19 protein-coding genes and 1 tRNA gene are annotated in these 21,864 nt (G+C 65.1%); 10 read left to right on the top strand and 10 right to left on the bottom strand.

Going from position 1 to position 21,864, the window contains the following annotated elements; translation table 11 throughout:
• Positions 1-103 precede the first annotated feature (103 nt).
• Both IVB29_RS03565 and IVB29_RS03560 read right to left on the bottom strand, forming a co-directional pair.
• Entirely contained in the window at positions 104-793 is a 690-nt protein-coding gene (locus IVB29_RS03565) for a hypothetical protein (protein ID WP_247502010.1), read from the bottom strand.
• A gap of 238 nt (positions 794-1,031) precedes the next feature.
• The gene (locus IVB29_RS03560; protein WP_247502009.1) at positions 1,032-1,721 is read right to left on the bottom strand and encodes a hypothetical protein; all 690 of its coding nucleotides are present in this window, start codon (positions 1,719-1,721) and stop codon (positions 1,032-1,034) included.
• A gap of 568 nt (positions 1,722-2,289) precedes the next feature.
• On the opposite strand from IVB29_RS03560, the gene IVB29_RS03555 reads away from it, so the two are divergent.
• Entirely contained in the window at positions 2,290-3,003 is a 714-nt protein-coding gene (locus tag IVB29_RS03555; RefSeq protein ID WP_247502008.1) for an autoinducer binding domain-containing protein, read from the top strand.
• 277 nt (positions 3,004-3,280) lie between these two features.
• On the opposite strand, the gene IVB29_RS03550 is transcribed toward IVB29_RS03555, so the two are convergent.
• The 4 genes from IVB29_RS03550 to IVB29_RS03535 form a co-directional block, all read right to left on the bottom strand.
• A tRNA-Thr gene (locus IVB29_RS03550) sits at positions 3,281-3,356 on the bottom strand.
• A gap of 99 nt (positions 3,357-3,455) precedes the next feature.
• The gene (locus IVB29_RS03545) at positions 3,456-5,216 is read right to left on the bottom strand and encodes a heme biosynthesis HemY N-terminal domain-containing protein (protein WP_247502007.1); all 1,761 of its coding nucleotides are present in this window, start codon (positions 5,214-5,216) and stop codon (positions 3,456-3,458) included.
• A gap of 36 nt (positions 5,217-5,252) precedes the next feature.
• Positions 5,253-6,515 (bottom strand): hypothetical protein, encoded by a 1,263-nt coding sequence (locus IVB29_RS03540; protein WP_247502006.1) that lies wholly within the window; start codon positions 6,513-6,515, stop codon positions 5,253-5,255.
• Between the two features lie 65 nt (positions 6,516-6,580).
• A complete protein-coding gene (locus IVB29_RS03535; RefSeq protein ID WP_247502005.1) occupies positions 6,581-7,327 on the bottom strand; it encodes a uroporphyrinogen-III synthase in 747 nt (248 codons plus the stop codon).
• 154 nt (positions 7,328-7,481) lie between these two features.
• Here IVB29_RS03535 and tsaD point away from each other — a divergent pair, with 154 nt between their 5' ends.
• The 4 genes from tsaD to IVB29_RS03515 all read left to right on the top strand — a co-directional run bounded on the left by tsaD (position 7,482) and on the right by IVB29_RS03515 (position 11,277).
• The gene (tsaD, locus tag IVB29_RS03530; RefSeq protein ID WP_247502004.1) at positions 7,482-8,555 is read left to right on the top strand and encodes a tRNA (adenosine(37)-N6)-threonylcarbamoyltransferase complex transferase subunit TsaD; all 1,074 of its coding nucleotides are present in this window, start codon (positions 7,482-7,484) and stop codon (positions 8,553-8,555) included.
• Between the two features lie 2 nt (positions 8,556-8,557).
• On the top strand, positions 8,558-9,538 hold the full coding sequence (locus IVB29_RS03525; protein ID WP_247502003.1) for an NAD(P)H-dependent glycerol-3-phosphate dehydrogenase: 981 nt from the start codon (positions 8,558-8,560) through the stop codon (positions 9,536-9,538).
• Positions 9,539-9,646: 108 nt separating this feature from the next.
• Positions 9,647-10,762: an alpha/beta hydrolase gene (locus IVB29_RS03520; protein ID WP_247502002.1), complete on the top strand. Its 1,116-nt coding sequence runs from the start codon at positions 9,647-9,649 to the stop codon at positions 10,760-10,762.
• Positions 10,763-10,863: 101 nt separating this feature from the next.
• A complete protein-coding gene (locus tag IVB29_RS03515) occupies positions 10,864-11,277 on the top strand; it encodes an EVE domain-containing protein (RefSeq protein WP_247502001.1) in 414 nt (137 codons plus the stop codon).
• Positions 11,278-11,356: 79 nt separating this feature from the next.
• On the opposite strand, the gene IVB29_RS03510 is transcribed toward IVB29_RS03515, so the two are convergent.
• On the bottom strand, positions 11,357-12,451 hold the full coding sequence (locus IVB29_RS03510; RefSeq protein ID WP_247502343.1) for an adenylate/guanylate cyclase domain-containing protein: 1,095 nt from the start codon (positions 12,449-12,451) through the stop codon (positions 11,357-11,359).
• Between the two features lie 101 nt (positions 12,452-12,552).
• Between IVB29_RS03510 and IVB29_RS03505 the strand changes: the two genes are divergently transcribed.
• Positions 12,553-13,008, top strand: a complete 456-nt coding sequence (locus tag IVB29_RS03505; protein ID WP_247502000.1) for an SRPBCC family protein — start codon at positions 12,553-12,555, stop codon at positions 13,006-13,008.
• 13 nt (positions 13,009-13,021) lie between these two features.
• Here IVB29_RS03505 and IVB29_RS03500 read toward each other — a convergent pair whose 3' ends face one another.
• A complete protein-coding gene (locus IVB29_RS03500) occupies positions 13,022-14,191 on the bottom strand; it encodes a DNA topoisomerase IB (protein ID WP_247501999.1) in 1,170 nt (389 codons plus the stop codon).
• 422 nt (positions 14,192-14,613) lie between these two features.
• Between IVB29_RS03500 and acs the strand changes: the two genes are divergently transcribed.
• Together acs and IVB29_RS03490 are read left to right on the top strand one after the other, a co-directional pair.
• Positions 14,614-16,560 (top strand): acetate--CoA ligase, encoded by a 1,947-nt coding sequence (gene acs / locus IVB29_RS03495; protein WP_247501998.1) that lies wholly within the window; start codon positions 14,614-14,616, stop codon positions 16,558-16,560.
• Between the two features lie 428 nt (positions 16,561-16,988).
• Positions 16,989-17,504 carry a L,D-transpeptidase gene (locus IVB29_RS03490; protein WP_247501997.1) on the top strand — a complete coding sequence of 172 codons (516 nt, stop codon included), beginning with the start codon at positions 16,989-16,991 and terminating at the stop codon, positions 17,502-17,504.
• Between the two features lie 54 nt (positions 17,505-17,558).
• On the opposite strand, the gene IVB29_RS03485 is transcribed toward IVB29_RS03490, so the two are convergent.
• Positions 17,559-18,149, bottom strand: a complete 591-nt coding sequence (locus IVB29_RS03485) for a thermonuclease family protein (protein WP_247501996.1) — start codon at positions 18,147-18,149, stop codon at positions 17,559-17,561.
• A gap of 74 nt (positions 18,150-18,223) precedes the next feature.
• Entirely contained in the window at positions 18,224-18,421 is a 198-nt protein-coding gene (locus tag IVB29_RS03480) for a DUF1674 domain-containing protein (RefSeq protein ID WP_247501995.1), read from the bottom strand.
• A 189-nt stretch (positions 18,422-18,610) separates the two neighbouring features.
• On the opposite strand from IVB29_RS03480, the gene IVB29_RS03475 reads away from it, so the two are divergent.
• Both IVB29_RS03475 and IVB29_RS03470 read left to right on the top strand, forming a co-directional pair.
• A complete protein-coding gene (locus tag IVB29_RS03475; protein ID WP_247501994.1) occupies positions 18,611-19,957 on the top strand; it encodes a transcription antitermination factor NusB in 1,347 nt (448 codons plus the stop codon).
• A 157-nt stretch (positions 19,958-20,114) separates the two neighbouring features.
• Positions 20,115-21,833, top strand: a complete 1,719-nt coding sequence (locus tag IVB29_RS03470) for a heparinase II/III family protein (protein WP_247502342.1) — start codon at positions 20,115-20,117, stop codon at positions 21,831-21,833.
• Positions 21,834-21,864: the final 31 nt, after the last annotated feature.

Genomic DNA, 21,864 nt, shown 5'->3' with positions numbered 1-21,864 from the left:
CTATCTCCGTAACAGACCGGCATGTCCGACGACCTGCCGATCTGCTTCAGCGCTGCCCCCCGCTCCTTCCGGTACGGGCCGACGCCGCGGGGCTGATCAGTTTTTATGAAGGTTTCGCCAGGCTCGCGTCCGGCCAGGTCACGTAGAACTCCTGCCCCCGGATCGACCCGAAGGCCTGTCGAATGCCTTGCGCCTGGATCTCGAAGTAGAGCTTCTTGTTGTTGATGCCGCTCCAGCCTACGCCGCCGAAATAGTTTCCGCCGCTATAGAGATCGTACTGAAACGACTCGTAGCCGATTTCGGGCACGTCGCTTGCCCGCTGGATCTTCAACGTTCCGTTGGCAAGCGCGTCGTTGAAGCCCGGCAGATCCTTCCAGCTCTCCATGCTGAACTGGAGGACCGTTCGCTCAAAATCTGCATCGCTCAATTCGACGCCCTCAATGCGCACCGCTGCATCCGCGCCGAACCTCTTCAGATATTCGGCCTGATCCTTCGGAAGCTCGGAGAGCTTCATCATGGGCGAAGCGACAAAACCTTCGCGAGCGATAACTCCGCCAGCAGACTTCCCTGCATTCGCCGCGGCCGTCTTTGCCTTAACGAGCGCGTCCTTTCCGTTGATGAGCGCGTCGATCTTCAGCAGCGCGTCAGCCACGCCTGGCGCGAGGCGCGACGACACGGCATTAACATGCGGGATAACGTTGATGGGACTCGCTTCGGGCTCGGCAACCGTCTGAGCGTTGGCAGCTTTCAGGATGGTGAGCGCTGTCGCGCCGACGGAATTGATGGCAACCATCTAGGCCTCCTGTTCTGTGTTACCTGGACGTCCGCCAATCATTGCCGGGTCACAAGCAGGGGGCTGGCCTCATGCCAGTCGTCGCGATAGCAGCGAGAACCGCCCAGCAGCTCCCTCGCGCGTTGCCGGAGAGCATCGGCGGTCTCCGCCGATGCATCGCTGGCTCCGAAATAGATCGGCATGTCCGACAAGTTGCCGACTCCTTCAACGCTGATCTCGGGCCGACGCCAAAGGTTGATCAGCTCTGCGAGGATTTCGCCAGGCTCGCGTCCGGCCACGTCACATAGAAGTCTTGGCCATTTATTGACCCGGTCGCCTGTCGAATGCCTTGCGCCTGGATCTCGAGGTAGAGCTTCTTGTTGAAGGTACTGCTACCGAAGCTTACGCTGCCTAGGAGGTTTCCGCCGCTATAGAGATCGTACAGATTCGACTTGTAGCCGAGTTCGGGCACGTCGCTTGCCCGCTGTATCTTCAACGTTCCGTTGGCAAGCGCCTCGTTGAAGCCCGGCAGATCGGTCCAGTTCTCCATGCCGTGCTGAAGGACCGTTTGCTTGAACGCCGCATCGCTCAATTGGACGCCTTCAATGCGCACCGCCGCATCCGCGCCGAACCTCTTCAGGTATTGGGCCTGATCCGCCGGAAGCTCGGAGAGCTTCATCATGGGCGATTCGACAAGGCCTTCGCGCGCGCGAGCGAGAGTGATAGCTCCGCCAGCAGAGTGGCCTCCTTTCGCCGCGGCTGTCTTTCCGTTGATGAGCGCGTCGATCTTCAGCAGCGCGTCAGCCACGCCTGGCGCGAGGCGCGACGACACGGCGTTAACATGCGGGATGACGTTGACGGGACTTGCTTCGGGCTCGGCAGCCGCCTGAGCGTTGGCGGCTTTCAGAATGGTGAGCGCGGTGGCTCCGACGGAATTGATGGCAACCATGTGGCCTCCTGGTCTGTGTTACCTGGACGTCCGTCAATCATTGCCGGGTCACAAGCAGGGGGCTAGCGTCATGCCAGTCGTCGCGATAGCGGCCGCACGTTAATCAGTTTCGACCGGCCGAAGCGGATGCATCGACAAGGATGCCATGGCGCCATAGACATGGCTCCCGGTCGCGTTCATCGCACTCACGGCTGATCAACCTCTAGGCGCGAAGCCGAATCAATGCTCGCAGGCTAACGGTTCCGGTCAAGCCCGCGCAATCTGCGAAATTGCAAGTCAGCCCCCAATGGTGAATCGACTGCTAAATGGCGGGGCTGAACCCCGAGATAGCCCAGTCTAGCGCGTCCAAATGACGCGCCCCGAAGATCCCACACAAGCTGCGAACCATCGCGCGGGGAAAATTTGTGAATGAAATGGATTGAATCAATCGGAGCTCGTCCTCAGCGCAGCGATCCGCAGATCCGACGCTGCAGCAACGGCCTCGCACCAGCTCCCGACACTACCACAACCCAACCGGGAACACTCGCCGCCCGGCCAACTCATGACTAGCCAAGACTGGGGAACGCAAATGTTTCCGCCGATCGAAGGAACCCTCACAAACATCACGAGCACGACGACTCTCGATGAACTGAATCTCGTGCTGACTCGGATTTCGAAAGACTATGGCCTCACGCTTGTAGCATACCAAGCTGCGCGCCGACCCGAGACGACGGATGCGCACAACCCGATCCTGTTGTACTCATCCGAGGATGACCTGGCAAAACAATACCTCAAACAGGATGGCCTTCAGGCAGCCCCCCTCTTTCAAAACGGCCGGCGCGGTTTCTTGCCGCTCGACTGGGACGATGCCGCCCCGGAGATGCAGGATGCACGAGCGTCCTTTCGCATGGCCGGCTCTCGCGGCATGACGATCCCGATCCGAGGACCGGGCGGCGAGCATGCACGCCTTTCGATCGCCTCGAACGTCACCACCGACACATGGGCCAGCCGGCGGATGACCTATATGCGGGATTTTCTGATCATCGCCCATTTCATTCACGATCAGGCCGTGCGGCTCGCAGGCTTGCGACCACAAGGGCTCGAACGATTGCTCTCCGCGCGTGAGCAGGAGACCCTTCAGCTCGCCGCGCGCGGCTTCAGCCCAAAGCAGATCGCCGCCGACCTGCATCTGTCACCGACCGCCGTCCGCCTCTATCTGCAGGGCGCGCGCTCAAAGCTCGAATGTGCGACGCTCACGCAGTTGATCGCCAGGGCCGTCAGCCTCGAGATCATTCAAGCCTGACGCGGGACGCACGCTCGATCTGTCTTCGAGACGCGTATACTTGCGCACGACATCGAACCAAAGGCGAGCATGTCGTCGAGGTGCTGGGCGGTCTGGAGACGGGAGAGGTTGTCGTTCTGACCTCTTCCGATATCGGACGTGTCTCCGAGCCGGATCCTCCGCCGTGAACTGCGCACAGGCACGTGCTTGTCGATCTCGCGCGTCATCGGCTCGAACGACGATAGCAGAGCCACGCTTGGCCGGGCGAGAACCCCGGTTCGCAAATTTGCTGAGGAAATGGTGCCGCAAGAGGGACTCGAACCCCCGACCCCGTCATTACGAATGACGTGCTCTACCAACTGAGCTATTGCGGCGAACCCTGCCGGGGCCCGGCGATACCGGTCCCGATACGCGCGCTCCTGATATCGGGCATGGCCCGAATTGGCAAGGTGGAGCCGGCTTTGAAATGCGCCTCAGCCGCCCCAGCGGGACCAGAATCCGCGCCAGCCGCCGGCCTGGGCCTTTGAGGTACCGATTTGTTCCGTAAATTCATCGCTTGGGCCCTCGTCATCGATCCCGGGATCGTCAGGGGCGCGGACGATCGGGATGACGGCCTGGACCGGTGCTTGCGCGGGCTTGCCGAGGTCAGCGCGGGTCCGGAACACCGGGGTTGCCGCCACGGGCAATGATTCGGCCGCTTCAGAAACGGGCTTGACCGGCTCGACGGGCGCGACCGCCAGCTCTTCGTTGACGGTTTCCGTGACGGCTTCCTGGGCCTCACGGGGTGAATTGTCCTGTGCGGCCGGCACGGGAGCCGGTGCCGTCACGACCGGTTCCGCCGTGCTTTCGCTCGGGGCCGCTGTCACCCGTTTCGGCGGCGGTGCCGCCAGCATCGCTTCCTCGAAGGCCGAGGCTTCGATCATGGTGCTCTTGTCGGACGGAAGGCTCGCGACCGGGGTCTGCCACTGGAAGGCATCGAGGCGGCCGGTGACCGGGGAGACCGGCCGCCAGCGGTCGCTGACATAGCCGTCCGCGGTCCAGGCCGGATCGTGGCGGGCGCGCACCGCGCGCAAGGTCCAGGCGCGGGCACGGCCGCCGTCACCGTGCTCGGTGCGCTCGAGCTCGGCCATCAGCAGCGCGACGCGCTGGGTCGGATCGTTGATGTAGGGTGCCAGCACGGCGCGCGCGCGGGCGAACTCGGAAGCGTCAATCGCGGCGCGCGCGATCGCCAGCTGGCCTTCGACATGGCCGGGCTTGTCGGCGGAAATCTTGGCGGCAAGCGTCTCGACCCGCTGCAAGCGCTGCCGCGTGGAGTCGCCGAGCTTCACATGGGCATAGGCGTCGGCGAGATCGGGATGCGGATTGGCGAGCCAGGCGGCTTCCACCAGCTTCATGGCGCGGCGCACCTGATGCGCCTCGCTCTCGAATTTTGCGGCGAGCACCGCGGCCGGCACCAGCGTCGGCGCGAGCTTGATCGCCTCCATCACGCTCTCGCGCGCGACGTCGCGGTCCATGGTTTCCAGCTCCAGCGCGCGCGCCGTGAGCAGTACGCCGCGCTGCCGGCGATAGGCCTGCTTGTCGATCAGGCCGGCGGCCAAATTCGAATCGAGGATCGCGAGCGCGCCGCTCCAGTCGCCGCGCGCGCAACGGAAGCCGAGCACCGCATGCGAGGCCCAGGTCGAGGACGGCGACAGCTTGATCGCTTCCTCCGCGATCATCACGGCGCCGACCGCATCGTCGGCGCGCTGCGCCTCGATGAACAGGCCGCGCAGGCCGAGCAGCCGCGTATCCTCACGCTCCGCCATGGCGCGGAAGACGCGCTGGGCTTCGTCGCGATTACCTTCGAGCTGGGCCGATTGTGCGTGCAGCAGCAATGCAAGCGGATCGTTTGCGGCAAGCCGCCGCGCGGTATCGGCGTGGCGACGGGCGAGCGCGGTGTCGCCATGACCGATCGCGAGCAGGCCGTGGGTGATGGCATGGCGACCGCGGGCGTGGCGCTTCTCATGACGGCGGCGCCGCAGACGCCCCGGCGCGCGCCAGATCGTCGTCAAAATGCTCCAGGCCAGCACGACGGCCACGGCAAAGAGGCCGACCAAAAGTACGAATACCGGAATGCTCGGGGAGGCCCGATAACCACCCCAGGTCAACACGACATTGCCGGGCTGGTCGGCAACCCAGGCCGCACCGGCCGCCGCCAGCGCAATCAAGACGAGGAAAAGGACGATGCGAAGCATGGCGATTCCTATACGCGCTGATTGTTGCGCGAACCTTTACTGACCAGGCTTGACTGAACCAGATTTGGCGAGATCCGCCATGGCATCGTCGGCGAATTTGCGGGAGGCCGCGAGCGCGGCGTCGCGGGCATCGGTTTTATCGAGCCACGCCTGTGCCGGCGCGCGATCGGCATCTGGCAGCGTCTTCAACTCGCGCCGCGCCTCGACGAAATCGTTGCGGAGCGCGAAAGCCGTCACCCGCGCGACGATCGCACCGCGATCATTGCCGACGCCGTCGGTGCGCTCGATGCGGACGAGTTTTGACGCCCCCGCCTGAAGGCGCTCGACGATGCCGGCACCGGCGGCCGGAGCCTCCGTCGGCGGCGACAATTTCGGCACGATGTTGAGGAGCTCGCGGCTCAAGGCAACCGGCGTCGGGATACCGGATGAAGCGAATGTGTCGAGCGGCTTCAGCACCTCGGGCTTGGTCGCCAGCGACCGTGCCGCTGCCAATTGCGATTCGTAAGCGTCGCCATGGCGCACGGCGACATCGAGCAGGGCCGCCGCCACCACGTGGCGCAGCGGCTTGTCGTCCATCGTCCTGGCATCGGCGATCTTCTCGCCCTGCTGTACGAGCTCGGCGCGCTCCGTCTTGCTGGCGCGCTCGAGTTGCGAAATGCGATCGTTGAGGGCGACAAGATCAGGTGCCGCCGCTCGCGGCGCGGAGTTCGTATCGTTGAGAGCGCTCGCGGTCTTGTCGGACTGCGCGCGCAGATTGGCGATGTCGCCGCGCAGGGCGTTCGCTGATTTTTCCAGCGCGTCGATCCGCGCCACCATGGCCGGATCGGCAGCGGGTTTGCCGGCCTTGGCTTCGACGGCGGCAACGCGACCGCTCAGTGCGTCGACCGCCGCGCTCGTCACCTGCGGCGCGGCCGGCGGTGCTTGCACCGCGGGCCAGCCCAGCGCCCAGCCGACTCCGATCACGAGCGCCGCTGCAACGGCGCCAGACAACGGAGCGATAACCCAGGGTGATACAGCTGCGGCCGCGACGGGCGGCTGTTCCTCGGCGGGCGGCGGCTCGGGCGCGACTTCCGCGGCCTTGACGTCTTCGGGCTTGGTCTCTTCAACCGCGGCCTGATCAGGCGCAGCCTGCTCGGCCGCGTGCTGAGCCTCGGGCTCGCCCGCCAAATCCTGCGGCTGGGTGGAGACTTCGGTCGCCTCGAGGTCGATGGTGGGCGGGGTGCGCTTGGCGCGACCGGACTCGGGGGCCATTCCCACGTTTTCAGGCTTGCCCACGTCTTCAGGCTTGTCGTCGGCCATCGTGACGGTTCCTCACACTTACATGCCCAAAATGGATCCGATTGCGTCGGATTCGGCCCGACCTCTTACGCCAAACGGGTGCGCAAAGCACGCTCCAAGGTGCCAAACAAGGCATTTTCGTCCGGCGACGCGGCCACCAGAACCTGCGACGCGCCGGCATCGCGCAGCACAGCCGCGACCGTCTCGGACAGGCAGCATTGCGGAATCGCCAGCGCCGAGATTTCGACACCTTCGTCCCGCGCCGCCTCCAGGAAGGCCCGCGCGCTGCGCCGGGAGTAATGCAGCACCGCGTCGATCCCGTGGGCGGCAAAGCCGTCGCAGACGTCGCGCGGCAGAATTTTGACCGGGGCCATGCGATAGGTCGTCTGCGTCACCACGCTGAACCCTTCGGCGCCGAGCTCACCGCCGAGATCGCGCGACAGATCAGCGCCGGCGAGGTAGAGCAGCGTGCCCTTCTTTTTCAGCACCTTCTCGCGCACACTTTGAATGACCTTGTCGCGCAAGGCCGCGGCATCGCCTCCGGCGACGATCACTTCGGCAAAGCCGGCATCGCGGGCAGCCGCTGCAGTGTGTTCGCCGACCGCAAACAGCGGCAGCTTCAACAGATCGAGGTCGGGCAACAGCGGCGCGACGGCACGGATCGCATTGGCCGACGTGACGATGATGGCGCTGTAGCCCACCTCGCTCTCGTCGTGGAAAGCGACCGGCTCGAACTTGAGCACCGGCGCGAGCAGCACCACATGCCCCCGTGTGCGTAAATTTTCCGCTGTCGCCTCATTGTCGGGATGCGGCCGTGTGACAAGAATGGACATCGCTGGTGTTCCCGGGCACGTGAGCATTGACGAGGACGGTTATGCGTGACGATTGCGCAAGCCGACCCCGGAATGCTACCGGACGTACCAGAACTCTGCTTTGCGGATGAGCGCAAGGGGGTGAGAAGGGCGCAAATTGGATAACAATTCGCCAATGCTGGTATTGGGCATCGAAACCACCTGCGACGAGACCGCCGCGGCCGTGATCGAGCGCGCGCCTGACGGCAGCGGCAAGATCCTGTCCAACATCGTGCGGTCCCAGATCGAGGAGCATGCCCGCTTCGGTGGCGTAGTGCCGGAGATCGCCGCTCGCGCGCATGTCGACGTGCTCGACGGCATCATCGACCGTGCCATGCACGAGGCCGGCATCGACTATGCCCAGCTCAGCGGTGTCGCAGCGGCTGCGGGGCCGGGGCTGATCGGGGGCGTCATCGTCGGTCTCACCACCGCAAAGGCGATCGCGATGGTGCACGACACGCCGCTGATCGCGGTGAACCATCTAGAGGCGCATGCGCTGACCCCGCGCCTCACCGACGGCATCGAGTTTCCCTACTGCCTCTTTCTCGCTTCTGGCGGCCATACCCAGATCGTCGCGGTCACCGGCGTCGGCCAGTATGTGCGGCTCGGCACCACCGTCGATGATGCCATCGGCGAGGCCTTCGACAAGGTCGCGAAGATGCTGGGATTGCCCTATCCCGGCGGTCCGCAGGTCGAGCGCGCGGCGGCAAACGGCGATGCCACGCGCTTTGCGCTTCCGCGGCCGATGCAGGGCCGCCCCGATGCCAATTTCTCCCTGTCGGGATTGAAGACCGCGGTCCGCACCGAGGCGAGCCGGCTGGTTGAGATCACGCCGCAGGACATCAGTGATCTCTGCGCGAGCTTCCAGGCTGCCGTGCTGGATTCGACGGCTGACCGGCTGAGAGTCGGCCTGCGGCTTTTCCGCGAGCGGTTCGGCGCACCGCATGCGCTGGTGGCTGCCGGCGGCGTCGCCGCCAACCAGGCAATCCGCGGCGCGCTGGACGACGTTGCCAAGCAGGCGCAGACGCAACTGATCATGCCGCCGCCGGCACTCTGTACCGACAACGGCGCGATGATCGCTTGGGCCGGCGCCGAACGTCTTGCGCTCGGCCTCACCGATACGATGGAAGCCCAGCCCCGTGCGCGCTGGCTGCTCGATGCCAACGCGACTGCGCCTGCTGGCTACGGCAAGACGCGGGCGGGATACTAGCCATGACCGCGTTCCAATCCGTCGCGGTGATCGGTGCGGGGGCCTGGGGCACGGCGCTGGCGACGGTGGCGGCGCGGGCGGGACGGAACGTGACGCTGTGGGCGCGCAATGCCGAACATGCCACGCGCGTCGCTTCGACCCGCGACAATCCGCGGCTGCCCGGCGTGCGACTGGCGCCGGAGATTGTCGTGACCAGCGATCTCGCGCTCGCCGCGCGCGCGGACATGCTGCTGATCGCAACGCCAGCGCAGCATCTGCGCGCCGCCGTCAACATGCTGGCCTCGCACATGGCAAGCCCGACGCCTGTCGTTGCCTGCGCCAAGGGCATCGAGCACGGCACCCACAAATTCATGACCGACGTGATCGCGGAGGCCGCTTCTCACGCGCTGCCGGCGATCCTGTCGGGCCCGAGCTTCGCCAACGATGTCGCGCGCGGTCTGCCAACCGCGGTGACGCTGGCGGCGAAGGATGAAGCGCTCGCGAGCGACCTGGTGCGGGCGCTGGGCTCGGCAACCTTCCGGCCCTATCACACGACGGATGTCCGCGGCGTCGAGATCGGCGGCGCGGCCAAGAATGTGCTGGCGATTGCCGCCGGCATTGTGGTCGGCCGTAACCTCGGCGCTTCCGCGCTTGCCGCGCTGACCACGCGCGGCTTCAGTGAGCTGGCGCGGCTCGGCCGTGCCTGCGGCGCGCGCACGGAAACGCTGTCGGGCCTGTCCGGCCTTGGCGACCTGCTGCTGAGTTGCTCGACCGCGCAATCGCGGAACTTCGCGCTCGGGATCGCGCTCGGTCGCGGCGAGGCTGCGCCGGCGGGCAAGCTTGCGGAAGGTGCTTTCACCGCACCGGTTCTGGTCGAGCTCGCGACCGCACAGAACGTCGACATGCCGGTCTCGCAAGCGGTGGCCGCCATCCTGGACGGCAGATTGACGATTAACGCCGCGATCGAAGGGCTGCTGACCCGGCCGTTCAAGGCCGAGGAATAGCCGCGCTCCCCGCGGCAGTACTTCACGAGCCTTGCACGTTGCTCTAGCCTAGCGGCACACCGCAGGATCCCGGTCCAACAATAATGAAACGGATCCAGGGGAAAACGCATGCGCAAACCGCATCGCGCGATCGTTTTGATCGCCATCGCCACGCTTGCCGCCATCACAGGACCCACCGCCGTTCGCGCCGAGGCCGCACTATCTTATGACGAGCTCGCCAAGAGCGAGGCGGCGGCCAATGCCGACAACGGCAAGCGGGTCGCACCCCTCAAGTCGATCACCAATCCTTCGAATGATGTCAGCTCCGACATGCAGGCCATCATCGGCGCGCCGTTTCCGCCGCATTTCAATGCGGACCCGAAGACTCCTGCGGAATGGAAGGAGCTGATCGATCGCCGCGCAAAACTGTCAATCGCCGGCCTTCCCGCGATGAAGGAGAAGCTCGGCGTCAAGGTCGAGGAAACCAAGATCGCGGGCGTGCATTGCTTCATCGTCACGCCGAACAAGATCCCGCCGGAGAATCGACGACGCCTTCTGGTCCATGTGCATGGCGGCGGCTATGTGTTCGGGCCCGGCGAAGCCGCGTTGCCGGAAGCGATCATGATGGCGGGCTTTGGCGGCTTCAAGGTGATCTCGGTCGACTACCGCATGCCGCCCGATTTCCCCTATCCCGCCGCGATGGATGATGCGATGGCGGTCTGGAAGGAAGTCACCAAGACCAACGATTCGCGCCGGATGGCGATCTTCGGCACGTCGACCGGCGGCGCGATGACACTGGCCATGGTGCTGCGGGCCAGGGACGAGAAGCTGCCAAAGCCGGCGGCGATCGCGCCGGGCACGCCATGGTCCGATATCGACAAGCTCGGCGACACCTATGCCAGCAATGAGTGGGTCGACAACGTGCTGGTGACCTGGGACGGCTGGCTCGGCCGCGCCGCAAAGCTCTACGCCAACGGGACAGACCTGAAGACGCCCTATATCTCGCCGATCTATGGCGACTTCAAAGGCTTTCCGCCGACCATCCTGACATCGGGTACGCGCGACCTGTTCCTCAGCAACACGGTTCGCACGCATCGCAAATTGCGCCGCGCCGGTGTGATTGCCGATCTCAATGTCTATGAGGGGCAGTCTCACGCGCAGTACCAGTTCAATATCAATGCGCCGGAGACGAAAGAAGCTTTCACCGACATCGCAAAGTTCTTCGATCGGTATCTGAAGGAGTGAGTCCCGCAATGGATATCGGCTGCCCGCGCTTGTCGCGGGCAGCCGTGCCGCTATAACATCGCGGCACGCGGATGGCGGTTCCGAGATTGGGGCAGGTTGCGATGAACTACTGGCTGGTGAAATCCGAACCATCGGTGTGGTCCTGGGACCAGCAGGTGGCGAAGGGCGCCAAGGGCGAAGCCTGGACGGGCGTGCGCAATTACACCGCGCGCATCAACCTCGTGAATATGAAGAAGGGCGACAAGGCGTTCTTCTATCACTCCAACGAAGGTAAAGAGATCGTCGGCATCGCCGAGATCATCAAGGAGGCCTACCCCGATCCGACCGACAAGACCGAGAAATTCGTCTGCGTCGACATCAAGGCCGACAAGCCGCTGAAGACGCCGGTGACGATGGCCGCGATCAAGGCCGACAAGAAGCTCGCCGACATGGCGCTGGTGAAATATTCGCGCCTGTCGGTGCAGCCGGTAACGGCGGAAGAGTGGAAGCTCGTCTGCAAGATGGGCGGGGTTTAGGAAGCTGCCGTAGCCCGGATGGGCGAAGCGATATCGGGGACTGCTGCGGCGACCCCGCATGTCGCTACGCTCGTGCGGGCTACGATATCCGGGCTTTCAGCTCGGACAATGCAAACACCTCGCACGGCGCGGCAATGCCGCGCAGCGAATGCGGTCCGAGCGCGACGAGCGGCATCTCCGTCTCTGCCGCGAGCGCGCCCGACACCAGCACCGTCCTGCCGAGCGGCTTGCACAATCCCTCGAGCCGGCTGACGAGATTGACGGCGGGACCGATCGCCGTGAAGTCGAGCCGGTTGGCGGCGCCGATATTGCCCCAGAGCATTTCGCCGAGATGAAGCGCCGCACCGAAAGACAGCGGCGGCAATCCTTGCGCGCCACGCTCCGCGTTGAGATACGCCATCCCGGCTTCGGCCGCGCCTGCCGCACGCAGAGCCGCCTCGCATGCACGGCGCGGTGACGCCTCGACCACCGGAAAGATCGCGAGCACACCGTCACCGATGAATTTCAGCACTTCGCCGCCGAAGGCGTGAACGGCACCCGCGATGCGATCGAACCAGGCATCGAGCGCCGCGATGACCTGGGCGGGTGGGGTGGTTTCGGACAAGGTCGTGAAGCCGCGCAAATCTGCATAGAGCAACGCGGCCTGAATGGTCTCGCCGAGATCACGTCGGAGCGGTGCCGCCAGCACACGCTCCGCGCTGCGCTTGCCGAGATAGGCATCGAGTGTCGCCCGCAACGTGGCGCGTGCAGCGAGCACAGCAAGCGGTGTCGCGGCAAAGCGTGCGGCCTGACGTAATTGTTCGGTTTCGTCTGCGGTGAACGGACGCGGCCCGATCCAGCCGAGCAGCGGCCCATCGGGCCGTCCGACGGCATCTTCGTGCACCTCGCCGCCTGCGATGTCGCGCAGCCAGCGACGGCCGGCATCGTTGGGCGGGTCGGGCGAAAGGCCGCCCGGCGCGAAGCCGAGCGCTTCGATCACCCGGCCGTTGTCCGCACGCCACAGCCAGGTCCGCTTCGCGATCAGCGGATGCGGCACTTCCAATGTCAGGCTGCCTGCCGCAAGCGGCACGCCGTCGGCGACCAGATGTGCGCCGAGTTCCGCGAGCAGGCGGTCGGCCCCGGAACTATCGGAGGCGGCATCGACCAGCCAGGCGAGGGTCGGGGAGAGTTGCATGACCCGATGATGGCGAAGGTGGACCGTCTTTGTCACGGGCAATCCTTGACGCCCTGCTTTGGCGCCGCCATGTGCCTGTGTCAGCGAAGGGATGATCGCCGATGATCGAGCCGTTCAAAGTGCAACGCGAGACCCAGATCGCAGCCCCGCGTGCCACCGTTTTCGCCTATTTGACCGACCCCGAGAAAATCCTGAGCTGGATGGGCTCGGATGCGACCACGGAGCCGCATCCCGGCGGGCTTTATCTGCTCAAAGGAGTCGGCCCGCGTGGCGGCGTTGCCCGCGGCGCCTTCCGCGAGGTCGTGCCGGTGCATCGCCTCGCTTACACATTCGGATGGGAGGGCGGTCAGGAGGTGCCGCCCGGCTCGAGCCTGGTCGAGATCGACCTGATCGAGCGCGACGGCGGCACGCTGCTGCGCATGACCCACAGCGGGCTGCCGACCGAAGAACAGGCGGCCGCGCACGCGACAGGATGGGCGCACTATCTGGGTCGGCTCACGAGTGCAGCGGCGGGCAGCGATCCCGGTCCGGACAGGGGTGTTTCGGACAAGATGTAGCGAATTGCTACGGTTACACCGCCGCGGTCGCCACCACCTGCTGCAACAGCTGCTCGCGCCGCGCCTGCGAGCGCTGGCCCTTCATCGTCGCGGCGAAGCGCTCCAGGATGCCGTCCTCGAAGGCGGTGACGATGGTGTCGTGGACGTAGCTCTTGCGGCAGATCGCCGGCGTATTGGAGAGCTTGTCCGCCGCGGCGCGGATCGCCTCCAGCACCTGCTTCTTGCGGCCGCGCTGGCTGACCGCCGGCGTGATCCGCGACAACGATTCCACGACGACAGCGGACGCCATCAGCGTACGGAAATCCTTCAGCGAAATCTTGATGCCGGCGATCTCACGCAGGAACGCATTCACCTGCGTGGTGCTGACCGCGCGCACGATGCCGTAGGCATCGCGGTACTGGAACATCCGTTTGCCGGGAACGCCGTTTAAAATGCCGATGGCGCGCACCAGCTTGGCCGCGTCGCATTCCTTGCGCACCGCCTTGCCGCCCTTCGCCTTGAAGGTCAGCACGAAGGAATCGTCTTCGAGCGTCACGTTCGACTTCAGCAGCGTGGTCGCGCCGCGGGTGCCGTTGAGGCGGGCGTAGGATTCATTGCCGGGGCGGATCGCGGTACGCGCGATCAGCTCGATCACCGCCGAGAGCGCGAATTCGCGCGTCGGTTCGTCCGCCGACAGGAACGCCGAAACCTTGCGCCGGATCTTTGGCAGCGCGCCGACGAGCTTTTCCAGGCGATGCGCCTTGCGGTGCTCGCGGACCTTCTCCCAGTCGGCGTGATAGCGATATTGCAGCCGGCCCGCGGCATCGCGTCCCACCGCCTGGAGATGCGTGCTCGGATCGGCGGAGTAGCGCACCTCGCGATAGGCCGGCGGCACCGCCATGGCGTGGAGGCGGCGAATGGTACGGGCGTCGCGGATATGGGCACCGTTGGGACGGACGAAGGAATAGCCCTTGCCGCGTTTGATACGGCGGATCTTCAGCTCGTTCTGATCGCCGAGCCGCAGGCCCAGCTCTTTGGCGAGCGCCTCGACCGTCGCCGCGGGCGCCGTGTCGAAGACCTTTTTCGGGCTGGGACGGCTGGAACCGGCCGGTTTCGGCCATTGTCCGAGGGCTTTGGCCAGCGCAATAGCGGCAGGATCGGCTGAAGCGGGCCGTATCGTCCCGAGATTCTGCTGATCCATCATAGTCTTAAGCCTTAGCCCTGCCTGTTATCGATCAATGCCGCTGTTCTGATTTTTGTTCCAAGGGTCTCTTTGAGGGTCTCTTGGACAGTCTCTGGGGACCCGGGTTAGCCACTTAGGGTGTTCCGAACCGTATTGCGAGTCCCGAATCGGTGAGAAGCGGTTCCTAAATACCTCCGAGGGGCGCATGGGGCTCTGCGCCGTGCTATTCCCAAGATTGGGTAAAGAGCCGAAAGCTGCCTTTCAGCCTGTTTCAGATTTGCGACAGCCTGCCCGTGCGGCTTGATTCTCCGCATGGCGAGCGGCTCGCCGAAGGTCCAGCTTGTGCACCTTGTCGGGTCCGGTTACGCGGACGCATAATCGGTTCAACGATCAAGTCGGCTTGCGCGTCGCCAGCGTTTGGCTTGCCGTATGTGGAGGGAAACATGTCCGAGAAGATTTACGACGTCCCCGCGGAGTGGTCGAAGCGCGCCTGGATCGACCAGGCCAAGTACAAGGACATGTACGCCCGCTCGATCTCGGACCCGAACGCGTTTTGGGCGGAGCAGGCCAAGCGCATCGACTGGATGCATGCGCCGACGAAGATCGAGAACGTCTCCTTCGCGCCCGGCAACATCTCGATCAAATGGTTCGAGGACGGCATCCTCAACGTCGCCCATAATTGCATCGACCGTCACCTGCACAAGCGCGCCCAACAGACCGCGATCATCTGGGAAGGCGACGATCCCTCGCAGTCGAAGCACATCACCTACAAGGAGCTGCACGACGAGGTCTGCCGGATGGCCAACATCCTGCGCACCCGCAACGTCAAGAAGGGCGATCGCGTCACCATCTATCTGCCGATGATTCCGGAAGCGGCCTACGCGATGCTCGCCTGCGCGCGGATCGGTGCGGTCCACTCCGTGGTGTTTGCCGGCTTCTCGCCCGACAGCCTCGCCCAGCGCATCAACGACTGCCAGTCCAAGGTCATCATCACCGCGGATGAAGGCCTGCGCGGCGGCAGGAAGGTGCCGCTGAAGGCCAATGTCGATGCGGCGCTGGCAAAAGCCGACGGCGTCGACTGGGTGGTCGTGGTCAAGCGCACCGGCGGCACGGTCGACATGAACCCGACGCGCGACCTCTGGTATCACGAGGCTGCGGCGATGGTGACGACGGAGTGCCCGGCCGAGCACATGCACGCGGAAGATCCGCTGTTCATCCTCTATACGTCGGGCTCGACCGGCCAGCCCAAGGGCGTGCTGCACACTTCGGGCGGCTATCTCGTGTTCGCCGCGATGACGCATCAATACGTCTTCGACTATCACGACGGTGACATCTACTGGTGTACCGCCGACCTCGGCTGGGTCACCGGTCACAGCTATATTCTCTACGGGCCGCTCGCCAACGGCGCGACCACGCTGATGTTCGAAGGCGTGCCGAATTACCCGGATAATTCGCGATTCTGGAACGTCATCGACAAGCACAAGGTCAACATTTTCTACACCGCGCCGACCGCGATCCGCGCGCTGATGCAAAGCGGCGACGAGCCCGTGAAGAAGACTTCGCGTGTCTCGCTCCGCCTGCTCGGCTCGGTCGGCGAGCCCATCAATCCCGAGGCTTGGGAGTGGTATCACCGCGTCATCGGCGACGGCCGCTGCCCGATCGTCGACACCTGGTGGCAGACCGAGACCGGCGGCATTCTGATCACGCCGCTGCCGGGCGCGACAAAACTCAAGCCGGGCTCGGCGACGCAGCCGTTCTTCGGAGTCGTCCCTGAGATCGTCGACGCCGACGGCAAGGTGCTGGACGGCGAGACGTCAGGCAATCTGTGCCTGACGCGGTCATGGCCAGGCCAGATGCGCACGGTCTATGGCGATCACGCCCGCTTCGAGCAGACCTACTTCTCGACCTACAAGGGCAAGTATTTCACGGGCGACGGCTGCCGCCGCGACGCCGACGGCTATTACTGGATCACCGGGCGCGTCGACGACGTCATCAACGTCTCCGGCCACCGCATGGGCACCGCGGAAGTCGAGAGCGCGTTGGTCGCGCATGAGAAGGTGTCGGAAGCCGCGGTGGTCGGTTACCCGCACGACATCAAAGGCCAGGGCATCTACGCCTATGTCACCCTGATGGCCGGAGTGCAGCCGACCGACGAGCTGCGCAAGGAGCTCGTCACCTGGGTGCGCAAGGAAATTGGCCCGATCGCCGCGCCCGACCAGATCCAGTTCTCGCCTGGCCTGCCCAAGACCCGCTCGGGCAAAATCATGCGCCGCATCCTGCGCAAGATCGCCGAGGACGAACCGGGCAGCTTAGGGGACACCTCGACGCTGGCCGACCCCGCCGTGGTCGACGATCTCGTCAAGAACCGGCAGAACAAGAAGTCGGCGTAAGCCGAGCTCGTGCCCCGGACGCAGCGCGGCGCGCACTTCGCGGTGCGCTGCAGAGCCGGGGCCCATGCCATAGCGGGATGTGTTGCTTTCTGGGTCCCGGCTCTGCGTCGCACCGCTTCGCGCTGCGCCGCGTCCGGACGAGACTGCCTTTCGCGCCAGCTCGCTTTCCCCGAAACAACCCACGTTCACATCCTCACGCTCTTGTCAGGGCGCGGGCGGGCACGGCCGCATCTTTCCGGCCGAGTGTTGTTTTCAAGTCATTTACTTTGTTTCGAACATTTCCTTTGTTCCCTCTGCTGGCTGGCCCTCCGCAGCCGCGCGTGGAAACCATCCGGTTAACAAGCGCGGTTAAGAATGTCGGGGTGAGCGGGCAATTGCCGCGTACTGCGTAGATTTGGACGATCCGTTTGGGGCAGGGGGAAGTATCGATGTCGATGAAAGTTGCTGTGGCGCTGGCCGCCACCATCGGGGCAGGGGTCATGATGTCGACGGCGGCGCAGGCGCGGCCGGAAATGGTGGGATCGCACGTGGCCAACTACTCGCCCGGCACCATCCTGGTCAAAACCAGCGAGCGGCGGCTCTATCTCATTCTCGATGACGGCCACGCCGTGCGCTATCCGGTCGGTGTCGGCAAGTCCGGCAAGCAATGGGCCGGCACCACCCGCATCGACGGCAAGTATCGCAATCCGGCCTGGTCGCCGCCCGCCGAGGTGAAGCGCGACAAGCCGCAGCTTCCCGACGTGATCCCGGGCGGCTCGCCGCGCAACCCGATGGGTGTTGCCGCGATGACGCTGGCCGGCGGCGAATATGCCATCCACGGCACCAACGTGCCGGGCTCGGTCGGCGGCTTCGTCTCCTATGGCTGCATCCGCATGCTCAACGACGACATCACCGATCTCTACAGCCGCGTCTCCGTCGGAACGACGGTGGTCGTGGCGCGCTGATCTCCGGGATCGGAACAGAATTAGAAAAGCCGCGTCATTTGCGCGGCTTTTTTGTTACCAAAAGCGCCAGCTGCGCGCGCACCAGCCGTCGCGATGACCGCCACTGTAGCTGCGCGCATAGCCGCCGGCGAGCAGCATGGCAGAGACGTTAGCGGTGCGCTTGGTCGCGACATCAGCGAGGACGCGACCGTATTTTTCCGTGCCGAGATTATAGATCGTGACGCCGCCCTGGCCGAGCAGCGCCCGCAACGCATCCGTGGCGGCTTCGGCCTTGTCCAATTCCTGCTGGCAAGACGCCTTCATCTCAGGCGCATCGATGCCGCGCAGGCGAACGCGGGCAACGAGATCTCGTCCGTCGCGCTGATGCACACGGGCGAGAAAGGTGTCACCGTCGATGGTGCGGATGACATCGACCGGCTGGCGAATATCGGGATTGCCGGCCTGCTGGAGGATGATCTCGGCATCGCGCGATCGACCATCGGTCGGGTGCGGGATCGGCCAATTCGTCCCGTGCCTGAAGGTGAGCACGATCGCCACCGCGATCCCGACCACGAACATCCATGGCAGCAATCCGGAGAAGCGGCGGCCAAAAGGCGAGCCGTTGTAGGAAGGCCGATAGGGATGGCCGGGGTCGAAGCGCGACATCCTCGCACGCTAGGGCTGAGTCGGCCGGGCCGGCAAGAGAGCCCTATGTGACCGGAGCGGCAAAAACCGGAGCGTCAGAAATCCGAGGCGATGCCTTTGCGTTCCCAATCGCCATAGCGCGTGGGTTCGGGTCCCTTTGGCCCCTGCAATTCCTTCGGCGCGGCCTCGACATGAGCCGCGGCGGCCTGCCGGCGCGCCTCGGCTTCGGCCAGCGCGCGCTGGGCGGCCGGCGGCAACGGCTTGCGATCGGGAGCGGAAGTCTGGTCGTTCATCGTCCGAGTTCCTATCGCAGGGTCACGACATGCGCGACGTCCAATAACGCAATGCTGAAATGGCCGTGGAGGGCTGCAAACGCCAGAGGCCATTCTTACATTTGGCATATTCGCATGTCAGAGCTGGCCTTTCTCAAGGCATGCGCCCATATCGGCGGAACTGCCGCTCGCTCAGAACCTTGCTTCCGCATGCCATCTCAACGTTTTGCCCCTCCGTCCGAAGTGCCCGGTCTCGCGGCGCGGCGAATTGCTGCCGACATCGTCGACGGCGTGCTGCACAAGCACCGCACGCTCGATGAGCAGCTCGACGGTACCGGGGCCCATCCCGGATTGAAGACGCTGGCCGACCGCGACCGTGCGCTGATGCGGCGTCTGGTTGCGACCATCCTGCGTCGGCTCGGCACGCTCGGCCACGTGCTGTCGCGCTTGCTCGACAAGGGCATTCCCTCCGACGCACCGCGCGCGCAGAGCGCGCTGCTGATCGGCGCCGCCCAGATCCTCTGGATGGACGTGCCCGATCACGCCGCCGTCGATCTCTCCGTTCGCCTGGTGCAATCCGACCGGCGCGCTGCGCGCTATGCCGGCCTCGTCAATGCCGTGCTGCGCCGCTGCGCGCGCGAGGGCAAAGCGCTGGTCGAAGAGGTTACCGCGCAATCGCTGGACCTGCCGCCCTGGCTGCTCGCGCGCTGGAGCGCGCATTACGGCGAGGCGACCGCGCGGGACATGGCGCTGGCGCTCGGCCATGAGCCGTCGCTCGACCTGACCGTGAAGTCCGACGCTGCGCAATGGGCGACCCGGCTGCACGGTGAGGTGCTGTCGACAGGATCGGTGCGCACAGTGCTGCACGGCGCGGTGACCATGCTGCCCGGCTTCACCGAAGGACAATGGTGGGTGCAGGACGCCGCGGCCGCGCTGCCGGCCCGCTTGTTTGGCGATATCAAGGGCAAAACCATTGCCGATCTCTGCGCTGCGCCCGGCGGCAAGACCGCGCAACTGGCGCTATCAGGCGCGCACGTCACGGCGATCGATCGATCGCCGGCCCGGGTGGCGCGCCTGCGCGAAAACCTGGCGCGCTTGTCGCTCCAGGCCGAGACTGTCGTCGCCGACGCCGTCGAATGGGCGGGTCCGGCGGATGGCTTCGATGGAATCCTGATCGATGCGCCCTGCACCTCGACCGGAACGATCCGCCGCCATCCCGATGTCTCCTGGCTCCGGCAGGAATCCGACATCGCTGCGATGACCGTTCTCCAGCAACGACTGCTGCGCAAATCCGTCTCGCTGCTCAAGCCCGGCGGCACGCTGGTCTACTGCACCTGTTCGCTGGAACCCGAGGAAGGCGAGCAGGCTGTCGCCGCGCTGCTGACTGCCGAGCCAGCGCTTCGCCGCGTGCCGGTCGATGCCACTGAGGTTTCCGGACTCGGCGAGATCATCACCGCCGACGGCGACCTCCGGACCCTGCCGAGCCACCTGCCGCACGATGACCCCAAGCTCGGCGGGCTCGACGGATTTTTCGCGGCCCGGCTTGTTAAATCCTGATTTTGCACCGGTTTTTGCTGCCGCTGTACTGATTCGAGGGCTTTCAAGGTGGTGTCAGAAGCCCGATTTTGGGATTAATAAGGATTCGTCGGAATCCTCTCCCCCTACAAGGCAAGGCGTGTCGGTCGCTCAACGCAGACGTATCTCGACGCTGGTGATGAACCGCTTCGCGCGGAACATGCTCGCGCGCGCGAGCGGCGGTTCCGTTGCGCTGTCGCGGGTCTGGCCGGGCCGCACCGACCGGCTCATCATCGCGCCGCATGATCTGCGCACCGCGGATGCGACCCGCGCCGCCGAGATCTATGCCGGCCGCTTCGTCTTCGCCGGCAAGATCGTCAATTGCCACGGCCGCTCGATCTTCGATCTCGAACCGCCGTCGGAGGATTGGGAGGTCGCACTGCTCGGCTTCGGCTGGCTGCGCCATTTACGCGCCGCCGACACCGCGCTGACGCGGGCCAATGCGCGCGCGCTGGTCGAGGACTGGATCGCCAACCCCGCCAATAAGCGCCGTGCCGTCGCGCGGCGCGCCGACGTGCTGGCGCGTCGCGTGATCTCTCTGTTGTCGCAAGCGCCGCTGGTGCTCAACGACACTGACAACAAATTCTATCGCCGTTACTTGCGCGCGCTGGCACGCGAAATCCGCTTGCTGCGCTACACCATGGTGAACATCCCCGACGGGGTGCCGAAGCTGCAGGTGCTGATCGCGCTGTGCTACGCGGCACTCTGCCTCGCCAACCAGGCGGGTCAGATCCGCAGCGCATCGAAAAAGCTCTCGGACGAATTGCAGCGGCAGATCCTGCCTGACGGCGGCCACATCTCCCGCAATCCAGGCGCGCTGATCGAGCTCCTGATCGACCTGTTGCCGCTGCGGCAGACCTTTGCCGCGCGCAACATCGCACCGCCGCCGGCGCTGCTCAACGCGATCGACCGCATGATGCCGATGCTGCGCTTCTTCCGGCACGGCGATGGCAATTTCGCGCTGTTCAACGGCATGAGCGCGACGTCCTCGGACCTGCTCGCGACACTGCTCGCTTACGACGATACCCACGGCACGCCGATGGCGAACATGCCGCATACCGGTTTCCAGCGACTCGATGCCGGCCAGACCACTGTGATCGTCGACACCGGTCCGCCGCCGTCGGCCGGCGTCAGCCATGACGCCCATGCCGGCTGCCTGTCGTTCGAGCTGTCGTCCGGCATCAGTCGCATCGTCACCAATTGCGGCATGCCGACCACGGGCCGCGACAATTGGCGGCCATTCGCGCGCGGCACGGCGGCGCATTCGACGCTGACCTATCATGACACCTCCTCATGCCAATTCGTCGAGATGTCGGCGATGAAGCGGCTCTTGCACGGTTCGCCCGTCACCAGCGGGCCTGTCGAGGTCGAGAGTTATCGCGAGGTGGTGCAGAACGGCACGCTGCTGACGACCTCGCATGACGGCTATCTCGCGAAATTCGGCGCGATCCATCGCCGCGTGCTGATGATCTCCAATGATGGCGCGCGTATCGACGGCGAGGACACGCTGTCACCGCCGCAGGGCGGACGCTTCAAGGGCGCCGATGCCGACTTCGCGCTGCGCTTTCATCTGCATCCCGCGGTGAAGGCGAGCCGGCTGTCGGATGCCCGCGGCGTCATGCTGGTGCTGCCGAACCGCGACGTCTGGACCTTCGAAGCCCTGGACGACAAGGTGGACCTTGAGGACAGTGTGTTCCTGGCCGGCAATGACGGCCCGCGCCGCACCGCGCAGATCGTGATCCGGCAGGATGCGCGGCAGGCGCCCTCGATCCGCTGGAGCTTTGTTCGCTCGAGCGCTTCGCCGGCGGTCACCAATGCCCGCCGCAACGCCCGGCGTGAACCGGAACTTCCGTTGTAAACGCGCGTCTGCCAGTCCTGTCGGGCGTTGT

Origin of the sequence: Bradyrhizobium sp. 1, from assembly GCF_023073315.1 — a bacterium.
GTDB lineage: Bacteria > Pseudomonadota > Alphaproteobacteria > Rhizobiales > Xanthobacteraceae > Bradyrhizobium.
The sequence above is the reverse complement of the archived record's forward strand: the minus strand, read 5'-3'. Positions and strand labels throughout refer to the sequence as shown.

Coding starts and splice junctions, on each gene's coding strand:
- IVB29_RS03545 (WP_247502007.1), bottom strand. CDS start 5,216: ATGCTTCGCATCGTCCTTTTCCTCGTCTTGATTGCGCTGGCGGCGGCC.
- IVB29_RS03490 (WP_247501997.1), top strand. CDS start 16,989: ATGTCGATGAAAGTTGCTGTGGCGCTGGCCGCCACCATCGGGGCAGGG.
- IVB29_RS03480 (WP_247501995.1), bottom strand. CDS start 18,421: ATGAACGACCAGACTTCCGCTCCCGATCGCAAGCCGTTGCCGCCGGCC.
- IVB29_RS03565 (WP_247502010.1), bottom strand. CDS start 793: ATGGTTGCCATCAATTCCGTCGGCGCGACAGCGCTCACCATCCTGAAA.
- IVB29_RS03560 (WP_247502009.1), bottom strand. CDS start 1,721: ATGGTTGCCATCAATTCCGTCGGAGCCACCGCGCTCACCATTCTGAAA.
- IVB29_RS03520 (WP_247502002.1), top strand. CDS start 9,647: ATGCGCAAACCGCATCGCGCGATCGTTTTGATCGCCATCGCCACGCTT.
- IVB29_RS03500 (WP_247501999.1), bottom strand. CDS start 14,191: ATGATGGATCAGCAGAATCTCGGGACGATACGGCCCGCTTCAGCCGAT.
- IVB29_RS03525 (WP_247502003.1), top strand. CDS start 8,558: ATGACCGCGTTCCAATCCGTCGCGGTGATCGGTGCGGGGGCCTGGGGC.
- IVB29_RS03470 (WP_247502342.1), top strand. CDS start 20,115: ATGAACCGCTTCGCGCGGAACATGCTCGCGCGCGCGAGCGGCGGTTCC.
- tsaD (WP_247502004.1), top strand. CDS start 7,482: ATGCTGGTATTGGGCATCGAAACCACCTGCGACGAGACCGCCGCGGCC.
- IVB29_RS03555 (WP_247502008.1), top strand. CDS start 2,290: ATGTTTCCGCCGATCGAAGGAACCCTCACAAACATCACGAGCACGACG.
- acs (WP_247501998.1), top strand. CDS start 14,614: ATGTCCGAGAAGATTTACGACGTCCCCGCGGAGTGGTCGAAGCGCGCC.
- IVB29_RS03540 (WP_247502006.1), bottom strand. CDS start 6,515: ATGGCCGACGACAAGCCTGAAGACGTGGGCAAGCCTGAAAACGTGGGA.
- IVB29_RS03515 (WP_247502001.1), top strand. CDS start 10,864: ATGAACTACTGGCTGGTGAAATCCGAACCATCGGTGTGGTCCTGGGAC.
- IVB29_RS03485 (WP_247501996.1), bottom strand. CDS start 18,149: ATGTCGCGCTTCGACCCCGGCCATCCCTATCGGCCTTCCTACAACGGC.
- IVB29_RS03475 (WP_247501994.1), top strand. CDS start 18,611: ATGCCATCTCAACGTTTTGCCCCTCCGTCCGAAGTGCCCGGTCTCGCG.
- IVB29_RS03510 (WP_247502343.1), bottom strand. CDS start 12,451: ATGCAACTCTCCCCGACCCTCGCCTGGCTGGTCGATGCCGCCTCCGAT.
- IVB29_RS03505 (WP_247502000.1), top strand. CDS start 12,553: ATGATCGAGCCGTTCAAAGTGCAACGCGAGACCCAGATCGCAGCCCCG.
- IVB29_RS03535 (WP_247502005.1), bottom strand. CDS start 7,327: ATGTCCATTCTTGTCACACGGCCGCATCCCGACAATGAGGCGACAGCG.